Origin of the sequence: Acidipropionibacterium thoenii DSM 20276 (assembly GCF_000423445.1) — a bacterium.
GTDB lineage: Bacteria > Actinomycetota > Actinomycetes > Propionibacteriales > Propionibacteriaceae > Acidipropionibacterium > Acidipropionibacterium thoenii.
Genome location: NZ_AUHZ01000008.1, coordinates 93,475 through 120,061, shown reverse-complemented (window position 1 = coordinate 120,061; position 26,587 = coordinate 93,475). Strand labels below are relative to the sequence as shown.

25 protein-coding genes are annotated in these 26,587 nt (G+C 67.9%); 7 read left to right on the top strand and 18 right to left on the bottom strand.

Features of this window, described 5'->3' with window-relative positions:
• Nucleotides 1-12 precede the first annotated feature (12 nt).
• Nucleotides 13-2,193 carry an MMPL family transporter gene (locus tag G554_RS14475; RefSeq protein ID WP_154654159.1) on the top strand — a complete coding sequence of 727 codons (2,181 nt, stop codon included), beginning with the start codon at nt 13-15 and terminating at the stop codon, nt 2,191-2,193.
• Nucleotides 2,190-2,624, top strand: coding sequence for a pyrimidine dimer DNA glycosylase/endonuclease V (locus tag G554_RS17545; RefSeq protein ID WP_027586841.1), 435 nt, complete (start codon nt 2,190-2,192; stop codon nt 2,622-2,624). Before G554_RS14475 ends, G554_RS17545 begins: the two co-directional genes overlap by 4 nt.
• 60 nt (nt 2,625-2,684) lie before the next feature.
• On the opposite strand, the gene G554_RS0103620 is transcribed toward G554_RS17545, so the two are convergent.
• From G554_RS0103620 to dacB, 16 genes are all read right to left on the bottom strand, one after another.
• Entirely contained in the window at nt 2,685-3,464 is a 780-nt protein-coding gene (locus G554_RS0103620; RefSeq protein WP_027586840.1) for a DUF6339 family protein, read from the bottom strand.
• Nucleotides 3,461-4,348, bottom strand: coding sequence for a hypothetical protein (locus G554_RS0103615; protein WP_027586839.1), 888 nt, complete (start codon nt 4,346-4,348; stop codon nt 3,461-3,463). Before G554_RS0103615 ends, G554_RS0103620 begins: the two co-directional genes overlap by 4 nt.
• Nucleotides 4,348-6,168, bottom strand: a complete 1,821-nt coding sequence (locus tag G554_RS0103610; protein WP_027586838.1) for a hypothetical protein — start codon at nt 6,166-6,168, stop codon at nt 4,348-4,350. The genes G554_RS0103615 and G554_RS0103610 overlap by 1 nt, the downstream gene beginning before the upstream one ends.
• A 159-nt stretch (nt 6,169-6,327) precedes the next feature.
• Entirely contained in the window at nt 6,328-7,176 is an 849-nt protein-coding gene (locus G554_RS0103605) for a protein NO VEIN domain-containing protein (RefSeq protein ID WP_027586837.1), read from the bottom strand.
• Between the two features lie 113 nt (nt 7,177-7,289).
• Nucleotides 7,290-9,836, bottom strand: coding sequence for an ATP-dependent Clp protease ATP-binding subunit (locus G554_RS14470; RefSeq protein ID WP_036924395.1), 2,547 nt, complete (start codon nt 9,834-9,836; stop codon nt 7,290-7,292).
• A gap of 202 nt (nt 9,837-10,038) precedes the next feature.
• The gene (locus tag G554_RS0103590; protein WP_027586836.1) at nt 10,039-10,359 is read right to left on the bottom strand and encodes a histone-like nucleoid-structuring protein Lsr2; all 321 of its coding nucleotides are present in this window, start codon (nt 10,357-10,359) and stop codon (nt 10,039-10,041) included.
• Between the two features lie 352 nt (nt 10,360-10,711).
• The gene (locus G554_RS0103585) at nt 10,712-11,311 is read right to left on the bottom strand and encodes a coiled-coil domain-containing protein (RefSeq protein WP_245569932.1); all 600 of its coding nucleotides are present in this window, start codon (nt 11,309-11,311) and stop codon (nt 10,712-10,714) included.
• A gap of 160 nt (nt 11,312-11,471) precedes the next feature.
• Nucleotides 11,472-12,056 (bottom strand): DUF3180 domain-containing protein, encoded by a 585-nt coding sequence (locus tag G554_RS0103580; RefSeq protein ID WP_027586834.1) that lies wholly within the window; start codon nt 12,054-12,056, stop codon nt 11,472-11,474.
• Nucleotides 12,053-12,559 (bottom strand): 2-amino-4-hydroxy-6-hydroxymethyldihydropteridine diphosphokinase, encoded by a 507-nt coding sequence (gene folK, locus G554_RS0103575; protein WP_036924391.1) that lies wholly within the window; start codon nt 12,557-12,559, stop codon nt 12,053-12,055. Before folK ends, G554_RS0103580 begins: the two co-directional genes overlap by 4 nt.
• 44 nt (nt 12,560-12,603) lie before the next feature.
• Complete coding sequence (folB, locus tag G554_RS0103570) at nt 12,604-13,002, bottom strand: dihydroneopterin aldolase (RefSeq protein ID WP_027586832.1); 399 nt, start codon at nt 13,000-13,002, stop codon at nt 12,604-12,606.
• A gap of 33 nt (nt 13,003-13,035) precedes the next feature.
• Complete coding sequence (gene folP, locus G554_RS0103565) at nt 13,036-13,875, bottom strand: dihydropteroate synthase (RefSeq protein ID WP_211220403.1); 840 nt, start codon at nt 13,873-13,875, stop codon at nt 13,036-13,038.
• Between the two features lie 457 nt (nt 13,876-14,332).
• Complete coding sequence (gene folE / locus G554_RS0103555) at nt 14,333-14,935, bottom strand: GTP cyclohydrolase I FolE (protein ID WP_051232373.1); 603 nt, start codon at nt 14,933-14,935, stop codon at nt 14,333-14,335.
• A gap of 52 nt (nt 14,936-14,987) precedes the next feature.
• The gene (gene ftsH, locus G554_RS14465) at nt 14,988-17,168 is read right to left on the bottom strand and encodes an ATP-dependent zinc metalloprotease FtsH (protein WP_084648282.1); all 2,181 of its coding nucleotides are present in this window, start codon (nt 17,166-17,168) and stop codon (nt 14,988-14,990) included.
• Between the two features lie 119 nt (nt 17,169-17,287).
• Nucleotides 17,288-17,839 carry a hypoxanthine phosphoribosyltransferase gene (gene hpt / locus G554_RS0103545; RefSeq protein ID WP_027586828.1) on the bottom strand — a complete coding sequence of 184 codons (552 nt, stop codon included), beginning with the start codon at nt 17,837-17,839 and terminating at the stop codon, nt 17,288-17,290.
• A 9-nt stretch (nt 17,840-17,848) separates the two neighbouring features.
• On the bottom strand, nt 17,849-18,835 hold the full coding sequence (tilS, locus tag G554_RS0103540; RefSeq protein WP_027586827.1) for a tRNA lysidine(34) synthetase TilS: 987 nt from the start codon (nt 18,833-18,835) through the stop codon (nt 17,849-17,851).
• Between the two features lie 61 nt (nt 18,836-18,896).
• On the bottom strand, nt 18,897-20,234 hold the full coding sequence (gene dacB / locus G554_RS0103535) for a D-alanyl-D-alanine carboxypeptidase/D-alanyl-D-alanine endopeptidase (protein WP_245569930.1): 1,338 nt from the start codon (nt 20,232-20,234) through the stop codon (nt 18,897-18,899).
• A gap of 193 nt (nt 20,235-20,427) precedes the next feature.
• Between dacB and G554_RS0103530 the strand changes: the two genes are divergently transcribed.
• Together G554_RS0103530 and G554_RS0103525 are read left to right on the top strand one after the other, a co-directional pair.
• Nucleotides 20,428-20,988: an inorganic diphosphatase gene (locus G554_RS0103530; protein ID WP_027586825.1), complete on the top strand. Its 561-nt coding sequence runs from the start codon at nt 20,428-20,430 to the stop codon at nt 20,986-20,988.
• The gene (locus G554_RS0103525) at nt 20,985-22,007 is read left to right on the top strand and encodes a TRM11 family SAM-dependent methyltransferase (RefSeq protein ID WP_027586824.1); all 1,023 of its coding nucleotides are present in this window, start codon (nt 20,985-20,987) and stop codon (nt 22,005-22,007) included. Before G554_RS0103530 ends, G554_RS0103525 begins: the two co-directional genes overlap by 4 nt.
• A 5-nt stretch (nt 22,008-22,012) precedes the next feature.
• Here the strand turns inward: G554_RS0103525 and G554_RS0103520 are convergent, their stop codons facing one another.
• A complete protein-coding gene (locus tag G554_RS0103520) occupies nt 22,013-23,056 on the bottom strand; it encodes an acetylxylan esterase (protein WP_027586823.1) in 1,044 nt (347 codons plus the stop codon).
• Nucleotides 23,057-23,136: 80 nt separating this feature from the next.
• Between G554_RS0103520 and G554_RS0103515 the strand changes: the two genes are divergently transcribed.
• A complete protein-coding gene (locus G554_RS0103515; RefSeq protein ID WP_027586822.1) occupies nt 23,137-23,625 on the top strand; it encodes a SixA phosphatase family protein in 489 nt (162 codons plus the stop codon).
• Nucleotides 23,626-23,632: 7 nt separating this feature from the next.
• On the opposite strand, the gene G554_RS0103510 is transcribed toward G554_RS0103515, so the two are convergent.
• Nucleotides 23,633-24,322 carry a hypothetical protein gene (locus G554_RS0103510; protein ID WP_027586821.1) on the bottom strand — a complete coding sequence of 230 codons (690 nt, stop codon included), beginning with the start codon at nt 24,320-24,322 and terminating at the stop codon, nt 23,633-23,635.
• A gap of 408 nt (nt 24,323-24,730) precedes the next feature.
• Between G554_RS0103510 and G554_RS0103505 the strand changes: the two genes are divergently transcribed.
• Nucleotides 24,731-26,104 (top strand): ammonium transporter, encoded by a 1,374-nt coding sequence (locus G554_RS0103505; protein ID WP_036924382.1) that lies wholly within the window; start codon nt 24,731-24,733, stop codon nt 26,102-26,104.
• 18 nt (nt 26,105-26,122) lie between these two features.
• The gene (locus tag G554_RS0103500; RefSeq protein WP_027586819.1) at nt 26,123-26,461 is read left to right on the top strand and encodes a P-II family nitrogen regulator; all 339 of its coding nucleotides are present in this window, start codon (nt 26,123-26,125) and stop codon (nt 26,459-26,461) included.
• The last annotated feature ends 126 nt before the right edge of the window (nt 26,462-26,587 follow it).

The window sequence follows — 26,587 nt, the reverse complement described above, 5'->3', positions numbered from 1 at the left end:
TATCCTGACTCCATGGACGTCAACGACTCCGCCGGTCACCAGCCCGCCTCCCGCCTCAGGAGGGCACTGTCCGGCTGGTGGGGAGTGCTCATCCCCGCCCTGCTGATCGTGGCCTGGCTGGCCGGTGCGGGGGCCGGCGGCCCCTACTTCGGCAGGGTGGACGAGGTGTCCTCCAACGACGCCACCGCGTACCTGCCGCAGTCGGCCGACGCCACCCGCGTCCAGGAGATGCTCGGCCGGTTCAGCGACTCATCAGCCATCCCGGCCGTCGTCGTCCTCACCAGTGGCTCCCCGTTGACATCGAGTCAGCGCGCCACCGTTGAGAAGGCGGTCCAGGGGCTGTCCTCGGTGCAGGGGGTGGCCGGTCAGGGCTCACCGGCGATCCCGTCGAAGGACGGAAAAGCCCTCCAGGCGTACGTGCCCATCAACGCCGACGCCGATATCGGCGAGGCCGTCGAGCGGATCAGGAGCACCCTGAAGGCCTCGGCACCGTCCGGGATCCAGATCTTCGTCACCGGCCCGGCGGGCTTCTCGGCCGACCTCCGGGAGGCCTTCTCGGGGATCGACTCGCTGCTGCTGGGCGTCGCCCTGGCCGCCGTGCTGGTGATCCTTCTCATCGTCTACCGGTCCCTCCTGCTGCCTGTCGTGGTGCTGCTGACCGGGATCTCCGCGCTCACCGTGGCCCTGCTGGTGGTCTGGCACCTGGCCCGGTCCGGGGCGCTGCTGCTCAACGGCCAGACCCAGGGGATCCTGTTCATCCTGGTGATCGGCGCCGCCACCGACTACTCCTTGCTCTACGTGGCCCGTTACCGCGAGGCCCTGATCGCCGACCAGGACAGGAGGGCGGCCACCGTGGCGGCCCTGCGCGGGGCCATCGGGCCGATCCTGGCCTCCGGGGGCACCGTCATCGCCGGACTGCTGTGTCTGATGCTGAGCGAGCTGAAGTCCAACAGCACTCTCGGACCGGTGGCCTCGATCGGCATCGTCTTCGCCATGCTGGCCGCCCTGACCTTCCTTCCGGCGATGCTGCTGCTGATGGGCCGGGCGGCATTCTGGCCCAGAACTCCACGGTTCGACCCGCAGCTCTCCGACGAGCTGTCCCGCACCGGTCTGTGGGCCTGGGCGAGCCGTGGGGTGGCCCGCCGACCGCGCACCATCTGGGTGGTCGGCGCAGTGCTGCTGGTGGTCTGCACCCTCGGCATCACCCAGCTCCGCGCCCAGGGCGTCCCGCAGTCCGATCTGGTGCTCGGCTCCTCGCAGGCCCGCGATGGCCAGCATGCCCTGGCCGAACACTTCCCCGGGGGCTCGGGCAGCCCCGCCTATGTGATCGCCAAGACCGCCGACCTGCAGAAGGTGGCCGACATCCTGCTGGCCGACAAGGGGGTGCAGGGGGTGGCCGTGTCGGCCGACACCGCGGCAGGTTCGGCGCCTGTGACACGCTCGGGGATCGGCGGGTACGGCGACTCGACAGCCGCCGGGACCAAGCCGAGAACGGTGGACGGGCAGGTCCTCCTGCAGGCGACCCTCACCGACGCGGCCGACTCCGACGCCGCCGAACAGACCGTTCGCAACCTGCGCACCGATCTGGACCACAGCGGCGCCAGCACCCTGGTGGGCGGGGTGACGGCCACCGCCATCGACACCAACGACACCTCGCTGCGAGACCGCAACGTCATCATCCCGCTGGTCCTCGCGGTAATCCTGGTGATCCTCATGGTGTTGTTGCGCGCGGTGGTCGCCCCGCTGGTGCTGGTGGCGACGACAGTGCTGTCCTTCGGCGCCACGATGGGGGTCTCGGCGCTGGTCTTCGACACCATCTTCCGCTTTCCCGGGGCCGATCCGGCGGTACCGCTGTTCGGCTTTGTCTTCCTCATCGCGCTGGGGATCGACTACAACATCTTCCTGATGACCCGGGTCCGCGAGGAGTCCGGCATCCACGGCACGCGGCCGGGGATCATCCGCGGGCTCCAGCTCACCGGCGGGGTGATCACCTCGGCGGGCCTGGTACTGGCCGCCACCTTCGCGGCACTGTCGGTGATTCCGATCCTGTTCCTGGTCCAGATCGCCTTCATCGTGGCCTTCGGCGTGCTCATCGACACCTTCGTGGTGCGGGCGGTACTGCTGCCGGCGCTCTGCTACGACATCGGTCGCCCGATATGGTGGCCGTCACGGTGGGGCAAGGAGGTCGAATGAGGCTCTGGTCGTTGCATCCTCGTCATCTGGACCGGATGGGCCTGGTGGCGTGCTGGCGGGAGAGCCTGCTGGCCCAGGCCGTGCTGGCCAACCGCACCCGCGGCTATCGCAATCATCCCCAGTTGGAACGATTCCGTGCCCAGCCGGACCCACTGGCCGCCATCGGCGGCTACCTCGAGCAGCTCGCCCAGGAGGCGCAGTCGAGGGGGTACCGGTTCGACAGCTCACGGATCCTGCGGCCCACCGGGGGCAGCATGCCGCCGCTCATCACGGTCACCGAGGGTCAGCTCGAGCACGAGTGGCAGCACCTGGGCGCCAAGCTGCAGCGGCGCAGCCCTCAGGACGCCGAGCGATGGTCGCAGTCCAGCCCCACTCCCCATCCGCTGTTCCGGGTGGTTCCCGGGGACATCGAGTCGTGGGAGCGGGTCTGAGCGCTCAGACCCCTCGACGTGCGCGGGAGCGCTCAGACCCCTCGACGTGCGCGGGAGCGCTCAGACCCCTCGACGTGCGCGGGAGCGCACGATGCTGGAGGCCTGCTCCTCGACGACGTCGTGCAGCTCCTGGTCGGTGAGGATATCCAGCAGCATCGAGCCGGTCCGGGCGGCGATCAGGCTCATGAACTTGCGGGCGAACTCGGCCCGTCCGCCGGGCTGGTCGGCACCGTACTCGAGGATCGCCGCGGCCGAGTCGCGCACCAGGCGCTGGTCGCGCGCCAGTGAGGAGCGGTCCAGAAGCGCACCGAACTCGGTCTCGCCGAACAGCGGATCCGCGTCGGCCATCACATCGCCGAGGATCGTCCAGCGCCGCCAGGACTGCTTGAGGTAGCTGCGGTCCAGTTTTCCTCCCTGGAGCCCGATCCAGCGGTCGGCGGGAAGTCTCAGTTCGCCCACGATCGTCTCGCCTGGCCAGCGGGCGAAGACCACGTCAGGAAGCACGCGCAGCGACAGGTAGGACCACACCCCGTCGTGCGAGGCGTCGGCGCAGATCGGATCGATCACCTCGGCGATGGCGCGGCCCAGTTCCATGCCGTAGCCGTCGCGGCCCTCCTTGGTGGTGAGGTCGAAGCCGGTGAGCCGGGCCACGATGGCCTCCCGCCAGGCACTGACCTGATGGGGGTCGGGCAGTGGGCCTGCGCCCGGGTCGTCGGTGGTGATCCGGTTGGTGTCGACCAGATAGTCGGGGGTGGTGCCCTCGCCCAGCCGTCGCGCATGGTCGGCCAGCAGCTGGATGGCCTCGCCGGCTCGAAGCCGGGGGATGACGACGGCGCTCACTTCAACTCCTTGAGGAATCCGGTTCCGGCCTGCAGCATGGCCATCACCCGTCCGGGTTCGGTGGTCATCATGTCCACCGCTGCCCGCAGGGTGGCGTCGAGATAGGTCGCGCACAGCTCCTGCAGGGCGGCCCCTGTGCTGCCCTCGTCGAACTCGTCGAGGGCCTCCCCACCAGACCTCAGGGCCACCTCGACGAGCATCTGGGCGAGGATGTCGCGAATGATGATCGGCTGGGCCAGGGTGTTCTCGGCCTCCAGCAGCGCCTCGGCCGCCGGATGATCCTGATTGATGAACAACCTCACCGATCCCAGGAACGGGGAGTTGAGATCCTCGGCACTGAACTTGACCAACCAGGCGGCGTCGCGGGGGAACTCACCGCCGCGGAACCGGACGGCTTCGACGGGGAAGGCGGCGTCGGCCCCCTCGAGGGGGAACCGGTAGGTCTGGTCGCCGGTGTAGAGGCGACTGCCCTTCAGGTAGGCAACACGTCCCTGGGGGGCAGGTCCGTCGGGTCCGTCGAGGACCAGCTCGTAGCGCACCTCCAGGTCCTGGGCCGCCGAACCGCCGGGAACATCAACGGTGATCTCGGCACTCGGATGGTCGGCGCTGACCGGTTCTGCCCACAGGAAACGACGTCCGGTGGCGGGGCAGTCGACGCGCAGCACGGCCAGCAGCCGGGCCATCCCGTCGTCGGCAGCCAGCCCCGATGAGGCGGCGACCTCCGATGGGTCGATCGTCAGCGAGCCGCGCACCGCGAAGTCGGAGATATAGGTCCAGTCGGCGGGCCGCTCATCGGGGCCGGTGGCCCGCCCGTCCAGCAGCAGGGAGGGCACCGAACAGCTCACGGCGGAGGGCGTCACCACCCGAAATGGCAGGACTCTCATCAGGCATCCTCTCCCAGGAAGGAGCAGTCGATGGCGACTCCGGCAGGGTAGGAGACGTCGGCGGTGAAGGTCTCACCGGAGCGCACCCGGATGCCGTCGTAGTCGTACTTGGTGCCTTCGGAGGTCTGCCAGGCGAAGATGTAGATCTCGTCGGAGTCGCCCAGGCTGGCTCTCCCGTCGATCCCGATGTCGAGCTTCGGGGTGACCTGCACGTACTCTCCGTCGGAGCGGGCGTGCAGGGTGAACCGGGTGACCGCCGCGGTCGGGTCCCCGTGCGGCGATGGCGGCACCAGCTGGTAGTCGAGCACCTCGACCTTGGAGGTGCGGGCGCGGACATCGCTGGACTTCTTGGCCCTGGGCCTCCTGCCGGAGGGGCGAGACGCCGCAAGGGGCTGTGCGAGCACTCCGAGGGCCGAGGCGAGCCTGCTGGCGGCCTCGGCAGGCTGCTCGGCCTCGATGTCATCGGCGGGAGCCAGGAACCCGCGGACCTCCTCGCCGATGCGGCGCAGACCGGTGTTGACCAGGCGTTTCTGGGCCGATTCCAGGGCGCTGGGATTCCAGGAGTCGTGGGTGGGAGGCTCGGCGGCCGAGAAGTCGGCATCCATCTCGGGCACCGGTTTGAAGACGCCGACCCACTCGCCGATCAGGTTGCGGTAGTTCGGGTACTCGCGGTCCTCGACCACCAGTTCGGCGGAGTTACGCATCAAGGTGACGCGGTTCTCGGCGTTCTTGAAGGGGTCGCCGGGGGGCACCGCGCAGGGGGTCAGACCCAGGTGGCCGACCAGTTTCTTGGGGTTGCGGCACCAGATCTCCTCGACGCTGACCAGTGCAGCCGCCCGGGAGGCGGCAGGTTCGGGGGCATCGTCGGGGGCCTGGGTGGCACGCACCGCTTCAAGACAGGCCTGCTTGGCGGCCAGCACCCTGGAGTCGGCGGCGTCGGGGATGTGCACCGGTTCCCCGTCGACGACGACGCTGATGAGCATCGTCCGGTTCTTCGCCTGGCCGGACACCTGCTTCGCCCACAGATTGACCGGGACCGCGGTACAGGCCTCATCGATGAAGGACTGCCGGCCGTCGTCGAAGGCCGGGGCGAGCAGCAGCAGGGAGGTGCCGGTCTGGTCGTCGTCGAAGCCGCGTTCGAAGACAGCCGAACCCAGCGCATGGGCGTCCTCGCCCAGGACCGGCTGGACTGCCGACGGTTGGCCCTCGTCGGAGCGCAGCCCCCACCACTGCTGGCCGGTGTAACGCTTCTCGTCCATCTGGAAGCTGGGAGTCACCGCGGCGGCGATGAATCGTTCCTCGAACTGCCCTGGAGAGGTCTGGATCCGAGTCCAGATCACCAGAGTTCCGCAGGAGGAGGCACGGAAGGCCGCCGACTTGCCAAATCCGTAGGTGCCGCCGCCCAGGGAGCGACCTCGCGGGGCGCCGACGGTGAGGACGAAGTCGCGGTAATTGGTGGAGGCATCCTCGCCGACGTGGGCATCATTGTTGGTCGGACCGCCCAGGCCAGAGGTGCCGCGATCGTGGATCTCGATGGCCTCGATGGTCTCCCCGGCCAGTGCCGAGGCCAGCTCGGAGGCGGGGTTGGCGGTGGCGAAGACGCTGTCGCGCAGCACCTCCAGAGCGTCCTGGGACAGTGTGCGGAAACGAATCTGGTACTCGGGGATGACGCCGTCTGCGCGGGCGTCCCAGGAGTTCTGGGCGGTCTCGCGCAGCAGCAGGCTGGGCGTGGCGACGCTGGTCCCCAGCAGCTTCTTGGTGCCGTCACCGGCGATATCGCCGGCTCCGAAGGGCTTGGCGACCCAGTCCAATGTCATCATCGGCAGGTCACCTGTCCCCGGGCACGGCCATCGTTCCAGACTCCGCCGACGCAGCTCATCAGGGGCGCAAGACTCATGCCTGCAAACCTACCGCCCCTCGCCGACAAGACCGAAGCACCTGGAACCCATCGGCCGCGGTACCTCTGGTCGGGCCACTGCTCAGGCGACGCTTGCTTTGGGAAGGGCCAGGTAGCTCAGCGGGTCGAGGACGCAGGTCTGCGAGATCGCTCCGTGGAGTTCGTAGAGTCCAACCTTCTTCGATGCGAAGCCGAAGACTCGTGAGAGTACATACTCTCCGGACTCCCGCTCACTCACAGCGATCTCATTACGGCTCACGACCATCGGCCAGTAGATCGACCGGCGGGTGGTCTTCACTTCGATGAGTCGTCGGCTCCCCGCCGCGTCGTAGGAAAGGATGTCGTAGCCGAGCCCGTCTCCCTCGTCTTTGCTGACGTGGCGCACCTCCTCGGCCAGGTCGCTTCTGCCGGCGCTGCGCAGTCGGCTGCGCTCCAAGTCGAGGACCGCGATCTCGCCCGCCTGACCCAGCTTCCTGTTGGCGGCCTCGCGAGCAACGTAATCGGTGTGAAATCCCCCCTCCGGGGATCCATGTCGGCCGACCTGGATATCAACGCCAAAGGGCGGATCAGACAGGTTCCACGAGATATCGAAGCGCGCGGCTGCTGGTGCATCTACTACCGCATCCATCTCTGAGAACAGCTGCGGTCTGCCTGCCAGCTGCTTTTCCACTTCCTCGGCCAGTGCTCGCTGGTAGTTGCTCAGTGGTTTGTAGCCATCGACGTAGATACATCTCTGGTCGCGCAGCACAGCCGAGATGTTCTGGAACTTTCTCTCCACTGATCCGTGGGCTCTGCCAATCTCGGCCACCAGACGACGGTTGATCTCCTTCTTGACGAAGGGCTGACCGGTGAGCTCTTGCTCCAGCATGTCGAGGTATGCCCGCACCGTCACGGCATTCTCAGAGGCACTCCAGGAATCATTTCTGGCCACGACAGCACTCTATCGACCACACCCATGGGCGTGAGCGCAGACCACACACGAGCCGGGCCCCCACCATCTGGTGGGGGCCCGGCTCGGGTATTCGGTGGTGTGGACCGCTCGGATCAGTCGTTGCCAGGCTGATCATTCTTCGAGGGAGAGGTCCCCGAGTCCCCGACCAACTCGGCGGGCACCTCGTCGGGAAGCTCCTCGCGAGCCGTACCGGTGAAGGTGAACGGCTCCTCGGAACCCTCCGGTGCCACGTCGACGAGCACGATCTGGCCCGGCTTGACGTCGCCGAACAGGATCTTCTCGGCCAGCTGGTCCTCGACGTCGCGCTGGATCGTCCGGCGCAGTGGCCGGGCGCCCATCAACGGGTCGAAGCCCCGCTTGGCGAGCAGCGCCCTGGCCGCCGGAGTCACCTCGATGCTCATGTCCTTGTCGCCCATGCGCTCCTCGAGCTGTCCGATCATCAGGTCGACGATCCGCAGGATGTCGTCCTCGGTGAGCTGATGGAAGACGATGATCTCGTCGAGCCGGTTGAGGAACTCGGGACGGAAGTGCCCCTTGAGCTCCTCGGTCACCTTCGCCTTCATCTTCTCGTAGCTGGACGCCTCGTCGCCGGCCTTCGAGAAGCCGAGGTTGACGCCCTTGGAGATGTCGCGGGTACCGAGGTTGGTGGTGAGCACGATGACCGTGTTCTTGAAGTCCACCACCCGGCCCTGGGCATCTGTCAGACGCCCCTCGTCGAGGATCTGCAGCAGCGAGTTGAAGATGTCGGGATGGGCCTTCTCGATCTCGTCGAAGAGGATCACCGAGAACGGCTTGCGGCGCACCTTCTCGGTGAGCTGCCCACCCTCCTCGTAACCGACGAATCCTGGCGGGGAACCGAACATCCGCGAGGCGGTGTGCTTCTCGGAGTACTCGCTCATGTCCAGGGTGATCAGCGCGTCCTCGTCGTCGAAGAGGAACTCGGTGAGGGCCTTGGTGAGCTCGGTCTTGCCGACGCCGGAGGGGCCAGCGAAAATGAACGAGCCCATCGGGCGCTTCGGATCCTTCAGGCCGGCACGGGTGCGGCGGATCGAACGGCACAGCGCCTTGACGGCCTCATCCTGGCCGACATAACGCTTGCCGATCTCGTCCTCCATGTGGAGCAGTCGGGTCGACTCCTCCTCGGTGAGCTTGAACACCGGGATGCCGGTCGAGCTGGAGAGCACCTCGGCGATCTCCTCCTCGCCGACCACGGCCGGGGCGGAGTCGTCACCGTTCTTCCACTCGGTCTCCTTGCGATCACGCTCGACGATGAGCTTCTTCTCATCGTCTCGCAGCCCGGCGGCACGCTCGAAGTCCTGGGCGTCGATCGCCGCCTCCTTCTCGATGCGCACCTGGGCGATCTTGTCGTCGACCTCGCGCAGGTCCGGCGGGGCGGTCATCCGGCGGATTCTCATCCGGGCGCCGGCCTCATCGATCAGGTCGATGGCCTTGTCGGGCAGGAAGCGGTCCTGGACGTAACGGGCCGCCAGATTCGCCGCCGCCGAGATGGCCTCGTCGGTGATGGTGATCTTGTGGTGGGCCTCGTACTTGTCGCGCAGCCCCTTGAGGATCTCGATGGTCAGCGGAATCGAGGGCTCGGCCACCTGGATCGGCTGGAACCGGCGCTCCAGGGCGGCGTCCTTCTCGATGTGCTTGCGGTACTCGTCAAGAGTGGTGGCGCCGACGGTCTGCAGCTCGCCGCGGGCCAGCATCGGCTTGAGGATGCTGGCGGCGTCGATCGCTCCCTCGGCGGCACCGGCACCCACCAGGGTGTGGATCTCGTCGATGAACAAGATGATGTCGCCGCGGGTCTTGATCTCCTTGAGGACCTTCTTCATCCTCTCCTCGAAATCGCCGCGGTAACGGGACCCCGCCACCATCGAACCCAGATCGAGGCTGTAGATCTGCTTGTCACGCAATGTCTCGGGGACGTCGCCACGCACGATCGCCTGAGCCAGCCCCTCGACACAGGCCGACTTGCCGACGCCCGGCTCACCGATCAGCACCGGATTGTTCTTGGTGCGCCGGCTCAGCACCGTCATCACCCGCTCGATCTCTTTCTCCCGGCCGATCACCGGGTCCAGCTCGCCATTGGCGGCGGCCTGGGTGAGATTTCGACCGAACTGGTCGAGCACGGTGGCTGCGGAGGCCGCCGGGCCCACGTCGGGGGCGCCTGCGGTGGCCGCCTCCTTGTCATTGCCCTGGTAGCCCTGCAGCAGCTGCAGGACGGTGTTGCGCACCGTGTTGAGGTCGGCACCCAGCCGGATCAGCACCTGGGCGGCGACCCCCTCCCCCTCGCGGATCAGGCCGAGCAGGATGTGCTCGGTGCCGATGTAGGAGTGGTTCATCTGGAGAGCCTCGCGAAGGCTCAGCTCCAGGACCTTCTTGGCCCTGGGAGTGAAAGGAATATGGCCGGTCGGCGTCGAATTGCCGTGACCGATGATCTCCTCCACCTGGGCCCGAACCGCCTCCAGCGAGATGTCGAGGGACTCCAGGGCCCTGGCGGCCACTCCCTCACCCTCACTGATAAGGCCCAGCAGGAGGTGCTCTGTGCCGATGTAATTGTGGTTCAGGGCCTTCGCCTCGTCCTGTGCCAGGACGACGACGCGACGGGCCCGGTCTGTGAACCGTTCGAACATGAGTTCTCCTTGTGACGGGACCCGGGTGAACCCGAAGGGACACCCGCTGTCTTGAACAGTCTAGTAACGCCCACCGACACGACCGGAATCCCGCAGTTCGCCGGCCGCGCAACGGCCTGCCCTGGTGCCGTTCCGCCGACACATGCGGGACGCCGGCATCTGCAGATGCCGGCGTCCCGAGTTGTTGTGGGGAGATCCCGACTCAGGCGTGTGCCTTCTCGTAGGCGGTACGGATCTCATTGGAGACCCGGCCCCGCTGCGAGACCTCCAGACCCTCCTCCTGAGCCCAGACGCGAATCTCATTGGCGGTCGGGCCGCCGGCAGGACGATGCCCGCGGCTGCGACGGCCACCGGTACGGCGGGCGGCTGCAATCCACACCGCAAGGCTGTCGCGCAGCTTCTGCGCGTTCTCAGCCGAAAGATCAATAACGTAGCTCACACCGTCAACGGAGAAAGCCACTGATTCGTCGGCCGGGGCGCCGTCCACATCGTCGACCAGGTCAACACGAACCCGCTGTGCCATGATGTTCCCTCTTCCAAGTTTGATGACCACGATCGAGTTCAGTTCGACACCCGACCGATCTCCCTCAATATTATTGATTGAGCAGCGTAGATTTCAAGCCGATTCCACGGATATCTCGACGAATCCGGGAGTCAGCCCCAAACGATCAGAATCACCGAGCGATCAAGTCAGTGATCTTCTCACTCCACAGGGTCAGTTGACAATTCTGATAGTCTGCTGTGACACCCCGGCATCGGCAAATCGCACCGCTATCGCAACATGGCCCAACTCGTTCCAAGGGCAGTCACAGCCGAGCACAAAACAAGGACTCCCCGGCCATCCGGCCGGGGAGTCCTGTTGCAGAGTGTGAGGTTCAGGCGTGCTTGCGCTGATCCAGTGCATCGACGTCGGGGAAAGTGACGCGGGAAAGATCAACCACGGTGGGGGCATTCCCGAAGTCCCAGATGTCCTCGGCATTCGGAACCCCGGCGTCGGCGACCGTCCGTCCCGGAATGTCGGCCAGGCGACCGGCCTCGGCGTCGGCCAGCACACCGGCCAGCTCGGTCTCCAGCTCGGCCACCCGCGACTCCAGGGCATTGACCTTCTTGTTGCCGGCCGCAACCTTGTACTGCAGCGCCGCCTTGTCGCCACGCAGGGTGGACAGCTCATTCTCGGCACGATCGAGCTTGCCGCGGGTATCGGAAATGGTCTTCGCCAGCACCCCGACCCGATTGGCGAATGTGTCGATCATCTCCATCGACTCCTTGTGGTGGCGCTGCTCCTCAGCCATCGAGGCCTGCCGTATCGCCTTCATCTCGGCAAGATGGGAGATCCGCAGATTCTCCACCTCGCGCCAGGCCATCAGCACCGACACCCACGCCATCACCAGGGCGACCAGAACGCCGGCCCTGGCGACCCAGATGGAGGGGATGACGGCGCACGCCACGGCAAGCACCGTGCACACGATCAACATCGCGAGAACCCCGCGACGGTCATTGGACGGCTTGCTGATTCGTTTCCCCTGTGCGCCACTCACGGTGTCGATCCTAACAAGTTGCGGGGAGAAAGTTCACTCCCCTCGTTCCGAAAAGTCCCGACATGCCCGCGGACAACCGGCGATTCTTCGGGTTTTCTCAGTGAGCCGAGCGCCCGAGGTCCCCCTCGGGGCTCCGATCGACGCCGTTCCTCGGATCGGGGCCGTCGTCGGGAGGAACCCGGCAGGCCCTCTCCAGGGCCCAGCCGGCCACGCCCAGCGCCAGGCACACCACGGCGGTGACCGCACCGGTGATCACCCGCTGGCGGGGATAGGGGATGCTCAGCTGCCGGATGAAGGTGAGCACGTAGACCACGCATGCCCCGGCCAGCGCGAATCCGGTCAGCACCAGAGCCTTCCCCAGCGCCAGACTCACCAGGCCCTCGGTCGGTGAGACCTCCCGGTGGTGGTCGAGCACCTTGCGCCGGAGGATCCGCGAGTCCACCCAGACACCCACCGCCACGATGCCCAGGATGATCGGCAGGGACCAGGTCAGCACCGGCACCATGGCGTCGGTGATGACGAAGATGCTCAGGATAAACCAGGCCAGCACCGCGCCGCACAGCGCGGCGACGATCACCGCCCGTAGATCGGTGGGGCGCAGATTGCCCTGTGGTTCGGGCGGGGTCTGGCTGCCTTGCTCGTCCCCGGATCGATCCTCTCTGGACGGAAGGGATCGCGTCACGACAGCGTGACCTCCTGGCCGACCCGGCGCACTCCTGAGGTGTCCAGCCCGGAGATGAGGTCGGCGATCCGGCCATGGCCCTCGAGCTCGGCATCGGGCTCGACGGCGGCCCAGGGCACCAGTACGAAGGCTCTCTCGAAGGCGCGCGGGTGCGGCAACTGGAGATCCGGCTCATGGACGACCTGATGACCGACCTGGATGAGATCGACGTCGATCACCCGCGGCCCATTGACCTCCAGCCGCTCACGCCCGTAGCTGTCCTCGATGGCCAACCCGCGTTCCAGCAGGGTGCGCGCCGTCAGGGTCGACTCGACCACCAGGACCAGGTTGTGGAAGTCGGGCTGGTCGAGCTTGCCGACCGGGGTGGTGAGATAGACCGGCGAGACCGCCACCGGCTGCACTCCCGGCGTCTCGCAGAGGAGTTCCACGGCACCCTGCAGGGTGTCGATGGTGTCGCCGAGATTGGCTCCCAGGCTGAACACCGCGGTCCTCAGTGCTCGCATGGTACCCAGCGTCTCCACATCAATTGCGGGCTGAGTATCCCTCGTCAAAGACATATCCGGTTCCTCCTGATGACTATCGCGACGTCGCTGACCGGGACGCCGACGGGGGCATGCGGCTTGTGAACGGTGACCTCGACCGACTCCGATTCTCCCGAGGCCAGGGCCACCTCGGCGGCGGCCAGGCATCGGTCGGCGATCCGACCGGCCAGCGTCTCGATGAGATCCACCGGCTCGCCCTGGATCTCCTCGACGACCTGCTGGGCGATGACAGCGTAGTTGACGGTGTCCTCCAGCCGGTCCGAGCGGGTCTCCAGCGGCAGGGCCAGGTCGACGTCGACGATGAAGGGCTGACCGTTGCGCCTCTCGGACTCCAGGACGCCGTGATATCCGATCGCGGTGATCCCGCACAGCCGGATGTGCCCCACATCGTCGCGAGTCTGCATGTCCCGAGGGTACCTGTCCTTCGAGGGCGGAGGTCAGCGCAGCGGTCCGAGGTTGAGGCGGGCGAAGACCTCGCAGGCGTCGCGGTTGCCACGCACCTCGTGGGTGCGCACTCCCCAGGCACGGTGGGAGGCGCACCAGCAGGTCAGGGCCTGGGTGGCGGCGTCACGGCCCAGAGGGGGACGCGGCCCCGTCGCGGCCGGCCCGGGCCCGGCCTGACCGGTGCCGGCCAGCAGCCCGCCGAGGAATCCCTTGCGAGACACCCCCCACAGCATCCTGAGATCCGCGAAGGCATCCTGGACGGTGTCGATGGCCTGCAACAACTGCCAGTTCTGATCCCCACTCTTGGAGAACCCGATCCCCGGATCGACGATGATCCGGCCGCGCTGCACCCCGGCCCGCTCGGCCGCTGCCACCCGATCGCCCAGCTCGCCGATCACATCGCTCACCAGGTTCTCGTAGTGCCTCAACTGGGCGGACTGCATCGCGGCCGAGTGCCCTCGCCAGTGCATCGCGACATAGTCGACGCCGGTCTCGGCGACCACCGCGAGGATGGCCGGATCCGCCAGCCCACCGGAGACGTCGTTGATGATCGTCGCCCCGGCGTCGATCGCCGCCCGTGCGACCGGCGCCCGCATGGTGTCGACCGAGATCGCCACCCCGCAACCGGCCAGTGCCTCCACCGTCGGCAGCACCCGCTGAAGCTCCTGGGCCTCGGCGGTGCGCGCCGTGCCGGGACGGGTGGACTCCCCGCCGATGTCGATGATGTCGGCACCCTCGGCGACCAGACCACGAGCATGTGCCACCGCGTCGGCGGGCTCGAGCCACATGCCGCCGTCGGAGAAGGAGTCCGGGGTCACGTTGACCACACCCATCACCAGTGTCCGTGACGGGTGCGGCTCGCTGGCCCTCGGATCGACATGAGTCACGGGGTCATCATGCCGACCCCGGGGGCCGATGGGGAAACCCCGCTCAGCACCTGCACCGGTCTGCGGACCGGATCCCGGCGCCCCGGAATCGGCGGTCTGAAGGTCACCGATATGTCCGTCGACAACAGCGATTTCCAATCAGGCGACGCCGTGAATGCAGATCTCCGCGGTCATGACGGCGAGGAGGATCCACAGCGCAGCGATACCTGGAGGAGGTCACAGCTCAGACAATGAGGTAGCGCTCAATCCATGCACAATCCTGTGACATTCTTCCCGCCAGAAATAGGCGGTCTCACCGGAGCAGGCACTGTCGCACCTGATGTCAAGCGGTGCAACCCTCGCGCCGCCGGCTCATCCTGTGTGGAATCGAGCGCGACCGACCCGGCCGAGCACCGGGGAGGGATCACCCCCGGGTGATGAGCCCCATCGCCTCGGCCCGGGTGGCCGGGTCGCGCAGCAGGCCGCGCACCGCCGAGGTGACGGTGCGTGAGCCGGGTTTGCGGACCCCGCGCATCGTCATGCACATGTGCTCGCACTCGACGACCACGATCACCCCACGGGCACCGATGTGCTCCACCAGGGCATCGGCCACCTGGGTGGTGAGTCGCTCCTGGACCTGGGGCCGCTTGGCGTAGCAGTCCACCAGTCGCCCGAGCTTGCTCAGACCGGTGACCCTGCCGTCCTTGCCGGGGATGTAGCCGACATGGGCCACGCCGACGAAGGGCAGCAGATGGTGCTCGCAGAAGGACTGCACCTCGATGTCGCGGACCAGCACCAGCTCGTCGTGGGACATGTCGAAGGTCTTGGAGAGCACCTCGCCCGGGTCGGTGTGCATCCCTGCGAACAGTTCCTCGGCAGCCTTGGCGACCCGCATCGGGGTCTCCCTCAGATCCTCACGATCAGGGTCCTCCCCGATGGCCAGCAGGAACTCCCGCACCGCAGCGGCCGCCCTGGGGCGGTCGACGAAGCTCTGCTGCTGGTCGGCCTGCGGGGCCGTGCTGAGGATGGCGTGCTCTGAATCGATGCTCACCACTCGATCCTAGGAGCAGTCGGCACGATCAGCGAGGAGCCCACGGGTTGCGGTCATCGCCGGCGCCGTCCCCACGATCCCTGGAGGGATCGGCGGAGTCGGAGGCGGAGTCTCCCTGGGAGGGGGCTGAGGCCGACGGTGCCCGGTCAGGGTCCCAACCCGGGGGTGCCCAGTCGGCCGGCGGCTGCCAGCCCTGGGCGGGCTGATCGGCGTCGCCACCGGAGTCGTCATCGGGGCCATCCTGGGAACCGGGCTGAGCGGCGGCTGCCGATGAGGAACCCGACTCGATCTCGGGAGCGACCGGCGGCGGGCTGATCGGCGGCACCGCGGAGGGCACCCGGGAATCGGATCCGGTGAAGGCACCGCGGTCCGGCCAGTGCTTGAGGTCGGCGAAGATGTCGGCGACCTGCGCCTTGTTGAGGGTCTCCTTGGCGAACAGCTGGCGGACCAGCTCGTCGAGCACCTCACGGTTGGCGATCAGGCAGTCGAAAGCCTCCTGGTGGGCGTTCTCCAGCAGCTCCCGGACCTCTTGGTCGACCACCGAGGCGGTGGACTCGGAGTAGTCGCGCTGCTGGCCGGCGGTCATCCCGAGGAAGGGCTCGGAGTCGCCGGATCCCAGCTGGACGGTGCCCACCCGGGCCGAGAGGCCGTACTGGGTCACCATCGCCCGGGCCACCCGGGTGGCCTTCTCGATGTCATTGGAGGCGCCGGTGGAGGGATCGTGGAAGATCAGCTCCTCGGCGGCCCGACCGCCCAGCATGTAAGCCATCTGATCGAGCAGCTCACCGCGGGTCTGGGAGTACTTGTCGGCGTCGGGCATCACCATCGTGTAGCCCAGCGCGCGACCGCGCGGCAGGATCGTGATCTTCTGGACCGGGTCGGTACCGGGCATCGCGGCGGCCACCAGGGCGTGGCCTCCCTCGTGGTAGGCCGTGACGAGCCGGTCGTGCTCGTCCATGATCCGCGACTTCTTCTGCGGTCCGGCGATCACCCGGTCGATGGCCTCGTCGAGCTCGGCATTGCCGATCACCGGCAGGTTGTTCCGGGCGGTGAGCAGCGCGGCCTCGTTGAGCACATTGGCCAGGTCGGCGCCGGTCATGCCCGGGGTGCGCCGGGCGATGCTCTCCAGGTCGACGTTGTCGGCCATCGGCTTGCCCTCGGAGTGCACCTGGAGGATCCTGGCGCGGCCCTCCAGGTCGGGGGCCTCCACCGCGATCTGGCGGTCGAAACGGCCCGGCCGCAGCAGGGCGGGGTCCAGCACGTCGGGCCGGTTGGTGGCGGCGATCAGGATGACCCCGCCGTGCACGTCGAAGCCGTCCATCTCGACCAGCAGCTGGTTGAGGGTCTGCTCCCGCTCGTCATGTCCGCCGCCCATCCCGGCGCCGCGGTGGCGTCCGACGGCGTCGATCTCGTCGATGAAGATGATCGCTGGGGCGGCCTCCTTGGCCTGCTCGAACAGGTCGCGGACCCTGGAGGCACCGACGCCGACGAACATCTCCACGAAGTCCGAACCGGAGATGGAGAAGAACGGGACGCCGGCCTCACCGGCCACCGCCCGGGCCAGCAAGGTCTTACCGGTGCCGGGAGGGCCGTAGAGCAGGACACCCTTGGGGATCTTGGCGCCGACCCGCTGGAACTTCGCGGGCTCGGCAAGGAACTCGCGGATCTCCTGGAGCTCGTCGATGGCCTCCTGGACCCCTGCGACATCCTTGAACGTCGTCTTCGGGGAGTCCTTGGTGCCGACATTGGCCTTGGACTTGCCGAAGTTCATCACTCCGCCGCGCCCACCCATGCCCTGGGCCGAGCTGAGGAACCAGAAGAACAGCACGCCGAGGACCAGGAAGGGCAGGAAGTTCACCAGCAGCGACTTCCAGACGCTCACCCCTGGGTTCTTGCCGTTCCAGCTCTCCAGGGTGCCGGCGGCCACCCGCTTGTTGAGCTGGCTGATGATCTGCTGACTCTGGTCGCCGATCCAGGTCGACTTGAACTGGTCCCCATTGGCCGCGGTGATCTGAATGGTCTGGTCACCGTCGGTGAGGTCGACCTCTTTCAGCTTCTGGGTGCCATTGATGATGCTGATCGCCTGGGAGGTGGGGACCTGCTTGGCGCCGGTCATCGAGCTGGTGAGGTTAAGCACCATGATGATGGCGACGATCGCCAGCGAGATCCACATCAGTGGACCGCGGAAGATGCCCTTCGCGTTTTTCATTTACTGCCTATGCCAAGTGGTGGGGGTCAGACCCAGACCCTACCAGCGGGTCCCTTGCCGACCCCGAATCCGCAGGACCGGCCAGGTGGAGGTGCAGCTCGGCCCGTGAGGGGCCCGGCTCACTTGTACACGTGCTCGGCGAGGGTGGCGACGTCGGTGAGGTTGCGGTAGCGGCCGGCGTAGTCCAGTCCGAAGCCCACCACGAACTCGTTGGGGATGTCGTAGCCGATGTACTTGACGTCGACCGGGGCGGTCAGCGCCTCCGGCTTGCGGAACATCGCCATGATCTCCAGGCTGGCTGGCTCACGGGTCCGCAGGTTGTCGACCAGGTAGGACAGCGTCAGGCCGGTGTCGATGATGTCCTCGACGATCAGGACATCACGGTCCTTGATGTCAGTGGTGAGGTCCTTGAGGATCCGCACCACGCCGCTGGACTTGGTGCCGGCGCCGTAGGAGGAGACCGCCATCCAGTCCATCTGGCAGTGCACCTTCATCGCCCGGCACAGATCGGCCATCGTCATCACCGCCCCGTTGAGGACGCCGACCAGCAACGGCTCGCGGCCCGCGTAGTCGTGGTCGATGACGGTGGCGATCTCCGCGATGCGGCTCGCCACCTCCTCCTGGGAGTAGAGGACGTGGTCGAAATCTTCTGGCAGATCAGCAGCTCGCACGGGTCGAGCCTACCGGTCGCGGGTGTGCTTCGACACCAGCACCAGAGTCCTGCCGCGGCGGATGACCCGAGCCCCGGGAAGGTCGACGCCGGAGCCCCCCTCGGCGTCCTGGAGCCCCAGGACGGCTTCCACGTGGGCGAAGGAGATCTCCAGGCCTGCGCCGTCGAGCCAGCTCTTCACCACCCGGCGGGCCAGTCCGATCGGTGCGGCGGCCAGCTCCGGCAGCGGGAGGACCCCCGGTTCCGAGGACACCGCCTCGGCTCGGGGAAGGCCGTGGCCATCGAGCCAGCTCCGCGCCAGGCCGGTCATCACCTCGTCCTCGCCGGCCAGCAGGGTGGCGGTACGGGCCAGCGCCTCGGCCACTCCCGGTCCGAGGTCGGCCTCCAGGGAGGGAAGAGTCCTGCCGCGCACCCGGGAGCGAAGGAAGGCGGGGTCCTCATTCTGGGGATCGTGCCATGGCGTCACCGCCCATTCGGTGCAGGCAGCCCGGGTGTCGCGGCGTCGCACCTCCAGCAGTGGATGCCAGAACTGTCCGGCCCGCGGCCGGATCCCCGCCAGGCTGACGGTCCCCGATCCTCGGGCCAGCCCGAGCAGCACGGTCTCGGCCTGGTCGTCGAGGGTGTGTCCGAGCAGCACGGGGGAGGTACCGGCCACCTCGGCCAGAGCTCGTCTGCGAGCCGTCCGGGCGGCCGCCTCCGGGCCCCCGTCGCCACTCGAGGCGTCCACCGTACGCAGCTGGGCGTCGATCCCCCGGGCCCTCAGAAGCTCCAGGGTCCGTGCGGCCACCTGGCCCGAACCGGCCTGCAGCTGATGGTCGACGATGACGGCGGTGACCCGGGTCCCGGTCCGCCGAGCCGCCCAGCGGGCGCCCAGGGCGAGAGCCAGCGAGTCGGGTCCGCCGGAGCAGCCGACCACTGCGTCCGGCACGCCGTCCAGCATCGCGGCCACCGCTTGACCCACCCGCAGACTGTGGGGGCCCAGCTCCCGACGCGCCATCAGATCCGCATCCCCCGAAGCGGTCCACGGTCCGAGGAGATCGGTGCCGGATCGATCAGGGTCATGCTGTGCAGCCGCACCCGGCGACCGCCGACCAGGCGGTGTCCAACCAGGTGTGGGCGGCCTCGACATCCGGGGAGTTGTTGAGAATCATCGCCTGGACGACGACCCGGCCGTCGGCGGTGCGCACCCAGCCCGACAGTGAGGACACCCCCGTCAGAGAGCCCGTCTTGGCGTGCACCACGCCGCGTCCGGTGACCTCCCCCGCACCTGAGAATCGGTTGCTCAGAGATCCCGCCACCCCGGCCACCGGGACCAGGTCGGCGAGCGCCTCGGTGCGCGAGGTGGTCAGCGCGAACCGCCAGGCGCGCTCCAGCATCGTCGCGCTCACCCGGTTGTTGCGCGACAGCCCGCAGCCGTCCTTGATGACCGCCCCGGAACGCCAGGCGCCGATTCTGGTGAGGTGCTGCTGGAGAGCAGCGGCGGCCCCGAGGAAGCTGGCCGGCTGACCGGAGGCGATCGCCATCTGGCGGCTCAGTACCTCGGTGGCGGCGTTGTCCGAGGACAGCAGCGCCCGCTTCAGCAGATCCTCCACCGGGGCCGAGGCGACGGCGGCGAGCTGGCTGGCCGAGGCCGGCGCCTTGGCTGCTGACGGCGTCCCCGAGACGGTGATCCCGGCGGCCCGCAGCTGACCCGCGAAGACCTGGGCGGCCTGCAGCGCCGGGGTGGTCGAGCGTGAGGTGGCACCCGCGGGTCGTCCCTCATCGACCCACAGCGAGCTGATGTGGGTCACCTGATCGGCATAACTGGCCGGCCAGTCCGAGTTCCAGTCGGGCCCGGTGAACAAGGTGCTGTCATAGCTGAGGGTCACGGTGGTGACCCCCTGCGCCTTCAGCGCCGCCGCGGCCGAATGCGCCAGATTCAGCGTCGAGGCGAACTGCGGGTAGCTCGCGGAGGGGACCGAGAGCAGGTAGGGGTCGCCGCCGCCGACCAGGGTGATCGCCGCTGATCCGGCAGCCGAGCCGGCGGCGGACGGGCTGGCCGAGGCCTTGTCGGTGCGGACCACCCTGGTGGAGAACCGGGTGCCGGCGTCGACGGCGTCCAGCAGGGCGATACCGGTGAGGACCTTGAGGTTGGAGGCCGGGGCCAGCATGGTGTCGGCACCGCGTGAGTACAGCGTCCGCCCGCTGGCCAGATCGACCGAGACGGCACCCAGGGTGCCCTTCGCAGCGGGGTTCACGGCATCGATCCGGGCGGCGACCTTGGCCGGGTCCGCCGGTGCGGTGGAGTTGGGCTGAGGAGTGGCCGCGCCGACCACTCCCTGGCCGCCGGGACCGCTGGCCTGCGGGGTCGGTGAGAACAGCTGCGCCGGCAGGGAGGAGGATGCAGTGGGCCTCACCAGACCACTGGCCCTCAGCGCATCGTGTCCCCAGATTGCGCCACCACCTGCTAGAACTACTAGCAGAAGTGCCAGAATGAGGAAACGCACAGACTGGGGCCACCGCCGACGATGCTCTGCCACCCGGCCTCCTCCGCATTGCTGGTTATACAGTTTCCGCCATCCGCGCGTCCGACACAAGAGAGGGTCGACAGTGACCGACGACTTCCACAACTTCTTCTCCGCCCCGGATCCGGAGGGTATGACCTTCGACGTGACGATCGAGATTCCTCGTGGCACCAAGAACAAGTACGAGATGGATCACGAGACCGGCCGCATCCGGCTGGACCGGACGCTGTTCACCTCCACCCAGTACCCCTACGACTACGGCTACATCGAGGGCACCCTGGGCGAGGACGGCGACCCGCTCGACGCGATGGTGCTGCTGCAGGAGCCGACCTTCCCCGGATGCCTCATCCAGTGCCGGGCGATCGCGATGTTCCAGATGCAGGACGAGATGGGCGGCGACGACAAGGTGCTGTGCGTGGCCAGCGCCGACCACCGTCGCGACTACCTGCAGGACATCGATGATGTCGGCAACCTCACCCTGATGGAGATCGAGCACTTCTTCACGGTCTACAAGGATCTCGAGCCCGGCAAGTCGGTCGAGGGCGCCACCTGGACCGGCCGGTTGCTGGCCGAGGCCGAGATCAACAGCTCCTTCGACCGCGCCAAGGGCACCCCCTACGAGCACCACCAGGTCAACCTGGCGTGACGCGCTGTCTCGTTCTGCTGTCCCCGTCGGCCAACCACGTCTACGTCGGGCAGTCACCGCAGCTGTCAGCTGCTGAACTGGCTCTGACCTGTCCTGCGATCGGGCCGATCGAGCCGACCAGCCTGGCCGGGGTCGAGTACCTGGCGCTCGAGACGGCGGACCTCGACGACGCCACCCTGGCGGGGATCTCGGGGGCCTCGGCGACGATGGCCTGCTTCGCCCTGGAAGGGGATCTGCTGCGCCCGGTCGAGCTGCCGCGGGTGGACCTCCTCGACGACGACCTGGTCACCATCCCCAAGTACCAGGGCAAGACCAACGAGCAGTTCACCCGGCTGCTGCTCAACGTCACCGTGGCGGCGCTGCGCGGCGGCCCCGCCGCCCGTCGTGATGCCGGCGAGCGGCTTGCGGTGCTGGACCCGATGTGTGGCCGGGGCACCACCCTGGCCACCTGCTGGTTGGCCGGGCACAACGCCTACGGGGTCGACGACGATGTCAGGGCCCTGGAGGCGATGGCCGCCCACCTGTCGACCTGGTTGCGCCGCAAGCGCCTCAAGCACAGTGCCGGCAGCTCCAAGTTCCGCCGCGATGGCCGCACCCTGGGCAAGCGGTTCGACGCCGAGGTGAGGCTCCCCGGCCTGGCCCCGCTGACCCTGGCCGCACTTCCCGGCGACACCCGCGACTCGGCGGAGCTGTGGGGCCGCAAGACCTTCGACGCGATCGTCACCGACGCCCCCTACGGCATCGTGCACGGCGCCCACACCGAGTCGGGACCGCACCGCTCCCCGGCCTCCCTGCTCGCCGAGGCGATCCCGGTATGGGCGGGCCAGCTGCGCAGGGGAGGAGCCCTGGGACTGTCCTGGAACACCCACGGACTGGCCCGGGAGGACCTGCTCGCGATGATGGCCGAGGCCGGGCTGGTGCCCCAGGACGGCCCGGAGTGGTCGCACTTCTCGCACCGGGTGGACTCCTCCATCCAGCGCGACCTGGCAGTGGCCCTGCGGCCGGTGGATGCCGGCTGACCGGCTCACCGATTCCCGGCGGTATCCGGATCGGGCGAACCGAGGACCTTCCGTAGCAGGCCGAGCTGGTTCCAGGTCTGGACGTCCTCGCCGGCCGGGTGCTGGGCGAAGGGATACACCGTGATGTCCTTGCTGACCTGAGCTGCACCGGTGCCGGGCCTGCCACCCCAGGCGTTGTATGCGGCCCAGGCGCTCGACGGCGGGCAGGTGCCGTCCATCATCGCCACCGAGAACAGCGTCCGGCAGCGGGCCCGGGGGACGAAATGCATGATGTCGAAGTAGTTCAGGGTCGCGAACCCCCTGGCCACCAGATAGGGGTGGCTGCGCAGCCAGCTCACCACCTCGAGGTAGGGCCCCGAGGAGGCCAGGTCGACGCAGCGCCGGATGCATGACAGGAAAGGCGAGTCGACGCAGGCCAGGTTCAGCGGGATCCCGGTCATCGCGGCCAGCCCGGCCACCGCAGCCGACTGGGCGCCACCCTGGGAGTGTCCCACCAGGGCCACCTGGGAGGGGTCGACCAGGTCCAGGCTCAGGCCGACCTGCAGGGCTCGGAAGGCGTCGATGTAGAGACGCCGGAAGTAGTGACTGGCGGGATCGTCCAGATGTGGGGTCATGAACCCGGGAGCCCCCGACCCGCTCCCCCACGGGCCGTCATCGCCGGCGGAGTCGACGATCGTCGGATGGGCCCAACCCTGGCCCCGTGGGTCGATGACGATGTGGGCGTAGCCGGCCGCGGCGAAGGGGGACGCGAAGGGCACCTTCCGCGAGGAGCTGTAGCCCCTGTACTGCACCACCAGCGGTAGCGGACCCGTCGCCCCGGCGGGAACCTGGAGCCATCCGGAGACCGGCGTCCCCAGATACCCGTCGAATCCGAGGTCCCAGCAGTCGGTCACCTGCTGCCGGTTGTCGAAGGGGGTCAGCCGCACATTCAGCGGGCGGTCCCGGTGCTCGCTCAGCGTCGCAGTCCAGAATGTCTCGAAGTCGTCGGGTTCGGGGATCGCCGGGCTGAACCCGCGCGACTCCTCCAGTGACAGGTCGGTCAGCGGCATGGCCTCATCGTAGAGGCGAGGGCCCGTGCCGGTTCCCGGACCATCCCCGGTTCGGGGCGCGGCCGTGCCAGGATTGACGGGTGCACACCCTTTTCCTGCTCCGCCACGCCCAGCCGGACTCCATCCCGGCAGGCGGTGGCGACGCCGAACGGCCACTGACAGCTCTGGGACGCCGACAGGCGGCGGAGGTGGGCCAGCGGCTGGCCCTGCGCGGGGTGGGGCTGACGCTGTGCTCCCCTGCCCTGCGCACCCGCCAGACCTTCGAGGCCAGCGGGCTGGACTGCCCCATCGAGTTGATCAAGGGGTTCTACGGGGGCAGCACCGACACCATGCGCGGGGCCATCGCCGAGGCCCGTGAGGAGATCGACTCGGTGCTGGTGATCGGTCACGCCCCCACCGTTCCGGCCCTGGCCAGCGAACTCGCCTATCCCAGTGACCCTGCCGGCGCCGAGGAGATCGGACGCTGGTACCCCCCGGCCACCCTCACCGAGATCGCCATCGAGGGCCCCTGGGCAGATCTGGCCGACGGATCGACGACCGGGCTGCTGCGCGGCGTGCAGCGGATCTGAAGGGACGTCACCCCAGGGCTGCGGCTGCGACGGCCACCGTGGCCGGCACGGTCGTGGCGGCCTGACCGTCGGCCTTCGAGGTGAGATTGCCGAACAGCCACCAGACCATCGCGGCCAGCACAGCCATCACCGCCACCAGCATGATCACCAGCAACGGGCCCAGCCGCCGCCCGGTGCGCCTGACCTTCTTGACCGGCTCCGGTCCAGGAGTCGGCCGGGGCACAGCCGGGGGTGTGAAGACCGGAGCCGGCGTCGGCTCAGATCTGCCGAGGGCCCCCTCGTACTCCGCCTGGGGATCGCGGAACCACTGCGCGGGAAGTGCCGACCGGTCGTGATCGGGCCGTGGCACCACCCGGGAGGAGACCCTGGTGCGTTCGACCGCCTGCTCGTCATCGCCCGACGGAGGGTTCAGCAGCCTCGGCGCCTCCTCATCGCCGGAGGGTCCCGCAGCGATGACCTCAGTGAGCTGATCGTCAGCCGAGGAACTCAGGTCCAGAACCTGGGTCCGGGTCAGGTCCTGGGTCTGCGCCGGGCCACCAGAAGCTGCCAGCACGGTCGGGAGCACCTGAGTGGCGGCATCGGCCGAGGCGGCGGGGTGGGCTGCGCTGAACGGGGAGGGGGCGACCCCGGCGGGAGGGTTGCCGGAACCCGGCCGTGAGTGACCAGGGAGCAGGGCATCCAGGGCGGGATCGGTCATCCTCACCGCACCGGACAGCCGCAGGTCCAGGGCACACCGGGGGCAGCTGAACTCGGAAGGTCCAACCCTCGCTCCGCATCGCGCGCAGTACATCTGAAGACCTCCCCACCGCATTCCCGGTGCCCAGAATACAAGAGCCGTAACCCCTGGGCTGACCACCTTCCAGCGTTCAGGACGCCGCGCCGGGCGGCGCCTGCCCGTCGGGCCGGGATGGACCGGCCAACTGGCCCGGTCCGTCCCGCATCCCCTAGAGGGCGCAGCAGCTGCATCACGGACCCCGATACCAGTCGGCCGAGCAGAATCAACCACCCCCCACGTAACACTTCTGTCACATCAGGGTCGATCCTGTGACACGGCGGTAACACTGGGCTCACTACCTCGCAACGCAACCCCTCGAAGATATGGGTCATGACACCACTACCAATTCTCGAGGTCAGTGCGGGTGACACCGCCTGGGTTCTGGCGAGCGCTTCACTCGTGCTCCTGATGACTCCCGCACTGGCGTTCTTCTACGGAGGCATGGTCCGCGCCAAGGGCGTGCTGAACATGATCATGATGACCGTCATCCCGATGGCATCCGTCGCGGTCCTCTGGGTGCTGTTCGGCTTCTCGATGGCCTTCGGTGACAACGATTCCGCGTTGGGCTTCAGCGGCAATCCCTTCCAGTACTTCGGCATGCATGGCGTGATCGGCGCGGAGGTCGGCACCGTCCCGATGTTCGCCTTCGCCGCCTTCCAGTCGGCATTCGCCATCATCGCCGTCGCCCTGGTGGCCGGTTGTGCGGCCGACCGCATGAAGTTCTCCGCCTGGATCGTCTTCAGCGCCCTGTGGGCCGTGTTCTGCTACTTCCCGGCAGCCAACTGGGTGTTCGGCAGCGGCTGGATCCTCAACAAGATGCACGCCGTCGACTTCGCCGGCGGCACTGCCATTCACATCAATGCCGGTGCCGGTGCGCTGGCCTTGGCCATCGTGCTGGGCAAGCGAATCGGCTTCGGCTCCACCCCGATGCGCCCGCACAACACCACCATGGTGATGCTGGGCGCCACCGGCCTGTGGTTCGGCTGGTTCGGGTTCAACGCCGGCTCGGCGCTGGGCGCCAATGAGGTGGCCGGTTACGCCTGGATCAACACCCTGCTCGGTGCCGGCTGTGCATTCCTCGGCTGGATCTTCGTCGAGCGGATCCGCGATGGGCACCCCACCACCCTGGGTGCAGCCTCTGGCATGGTGGCCGGCCTGGTCGGCATCACCCCCGCCTGTGCCGCCGTCTCCCCGATCGGTGCCATCATCCTCGGTCTGATCGTCGGCGCGGTCTGCGCCCTGGCGGTCGGCCTGAAGTACAAGTTCGGGTATGACGACTCCCTCGACGTCGTCGGCGTCCACATGGTCGGCGGCTTCGTCGGCACCGTGCTCATCGGTTTCCTCGGTGATCCGAACTACATGGCACTGGGGCAGGGCGCAGCCCTGGAGGCCAACAAGGGCGGGCTGTTCTACAGCGGCTCGGCCAAGCTGCTGGGTGTCCAGCTGATCTGCGCAGTGGCCGTGATGGTCTACAGCTTCGTCGTGAGCTTCATCATCGCCTTCGCCATCAAGAAGACCATGGGCATCCGGATCACCACCAAGCAGGAGCTCACCGGTGTCGACCTGGTCGAGCACGCCGAGGCGGGCTACGACCTGTCCAATGTCCGCTACACCTCGATGCGAATCCGCGACTCGCTGGTGCTGCCGACCTCTCCGACCAGCCCGGTGCCGGCCTCCAAGGCCAACGACGCCAGCAAGAACTGACAGGAAGGGAGTGCAGGCATGAAGCTCATCACAGCAATCGTCCAGCCGGCCACCCTGGAGAACGTCCAGCTGGCCCTCGCCACCAAAGGCATCGGCGGAATGACGATCTCGGAGGCCAGCGGGTACGCGCGCCAGCGCGGACACGTCGAGGTCTACCGCGGAGCCGAGTTCACCATCGACTTCGTCGAGAAGGTCCGCATCGAGATCCTCTCACCGGATGCTGAGGCCGATGAGATCACCACCACGATCTGCGACGCAGCCCGGACCGGAGAGATCGGAGACGGCAAGGTGTGGATCACACCCGTCGAGGATGTCATCCGGATCCGTACCGCCGAGCGCGGAGACGACGCGATCTGAGACCATCACCGCCGGTCCGGCCATGAGCCCCCCGTGGTTCATGGCCGGACCGGCATCTCCGCGCCCTCAGGGCGCCCCCTAATCCCCCGCCCCGTCCCAGGTCTGTGTGGCTTCCGTCTCGGATGC

Coding starts and splice junctions, on each gene's coding strand:
- folP (WP_211220403.1), bottom strand. CDS start 13,875: ATGGGTGTGGTCAACGTGACCCCGGACTCCTTCTCCGACGGCGGCATG.
- G554_RS0103520 (WP_027586823.1), bottom strand. CDS start 23,056: ATGCCGCTGACCGACCTGTCACTGGAGGAGTCGCGCGGGTTCAGCCCG.
- G554_RS0103505 (WP_036924382.1), top strand. CDS start 24,731: ATGACACCACTACCAATTCTCGAGGTCAGTGCGGGTGACACCGCCTGG.
- G554_RS14475 (WP_154654159.1), top strand. CDS start 13: ATGGACGTCAACGACTCCGCCGGTCACCAGCCCGCCTCCCGCCTCAGG.
- folB (WP_027586832.1), bottom strand. CDS start 13,002: ATGCAGACTCGCGACGATGTGGGGCACATCCGGCTGTGCGGGATCACC.
- G554_RS17545 (WP_027586841.1), top strand. CDS start 2,190: ATGAGGCTCTGGTCGTTGCATCCTCGTCATCTGGACCGGATGGGCCTG.
- ftsH (WP_084648282.1), bottom strand. CDS start 17,168: ATGAAAAACGCGAAGGGCATCTTCCGCGGTCCACTGATGTGGATCTCG.
- G554_RS0103610 (WP_027586838.1), bottom strand. CDS start 6,168: ATGATGACATTGGACTGGGTCGCCAAGCCCTTCGGAGCCGGCGATATC.
- tilS (WP_027586827.1), bottom strand. CDS start 18,835: ATGGCGCGTCGGGAGCTGGGCCCCCACAGTCTGCGGGTGGGTCAAGCG.
- G554_RS0103615 (WP_027586839.1), bottom strand. CDS start 4,348: ATGAGAGTCCTGCCATTTCGGGTGGTGACGCCCTCCGCCGTGAGCTGT.
- G554_RS0103510 (WP_027586821.1), bottom strand. CDS start 24,322: ATGACCGATCCCGCCCTGGATGCCCTGCTCCCTGGTCACTCACGGCCG.
- folK (WP_036924391.1), bottom strand. CDS start 12,559: ATGCGAGCACTGAGGACCGCGGTGTTCAGCCTGGGAGCCAATCTCGGC.
- G554_RS14470 (WP_036924395.1), bottom strand. CDS start 9,836: ATGTTCGAACGGTTCACAGACCGGGCCCGTCGCGTCGTCGTCCTGGCA.
- G554_RS0103590 (WP_027586836.1), bottom strand. CDS start 10,359: ATGGCACAGCGGGTTCGTGTTGACCTGGTCGACGATGTGGACGGCGCC.
- G554_RS0103585 (WP_245569932.1), bottom strand. CDS start 11,311: ATGTTGATCGTGTGCACGGTGCTTGCCGTGGCGTGCGCCGTCATCCCC.
- G554_RS0103500 (WP_027586819.1), top strand. CDS start 26,123: ATGAAGCTCATCACAGCAATCGTCCAGCCGGCCACCCTGGAGAACGTC.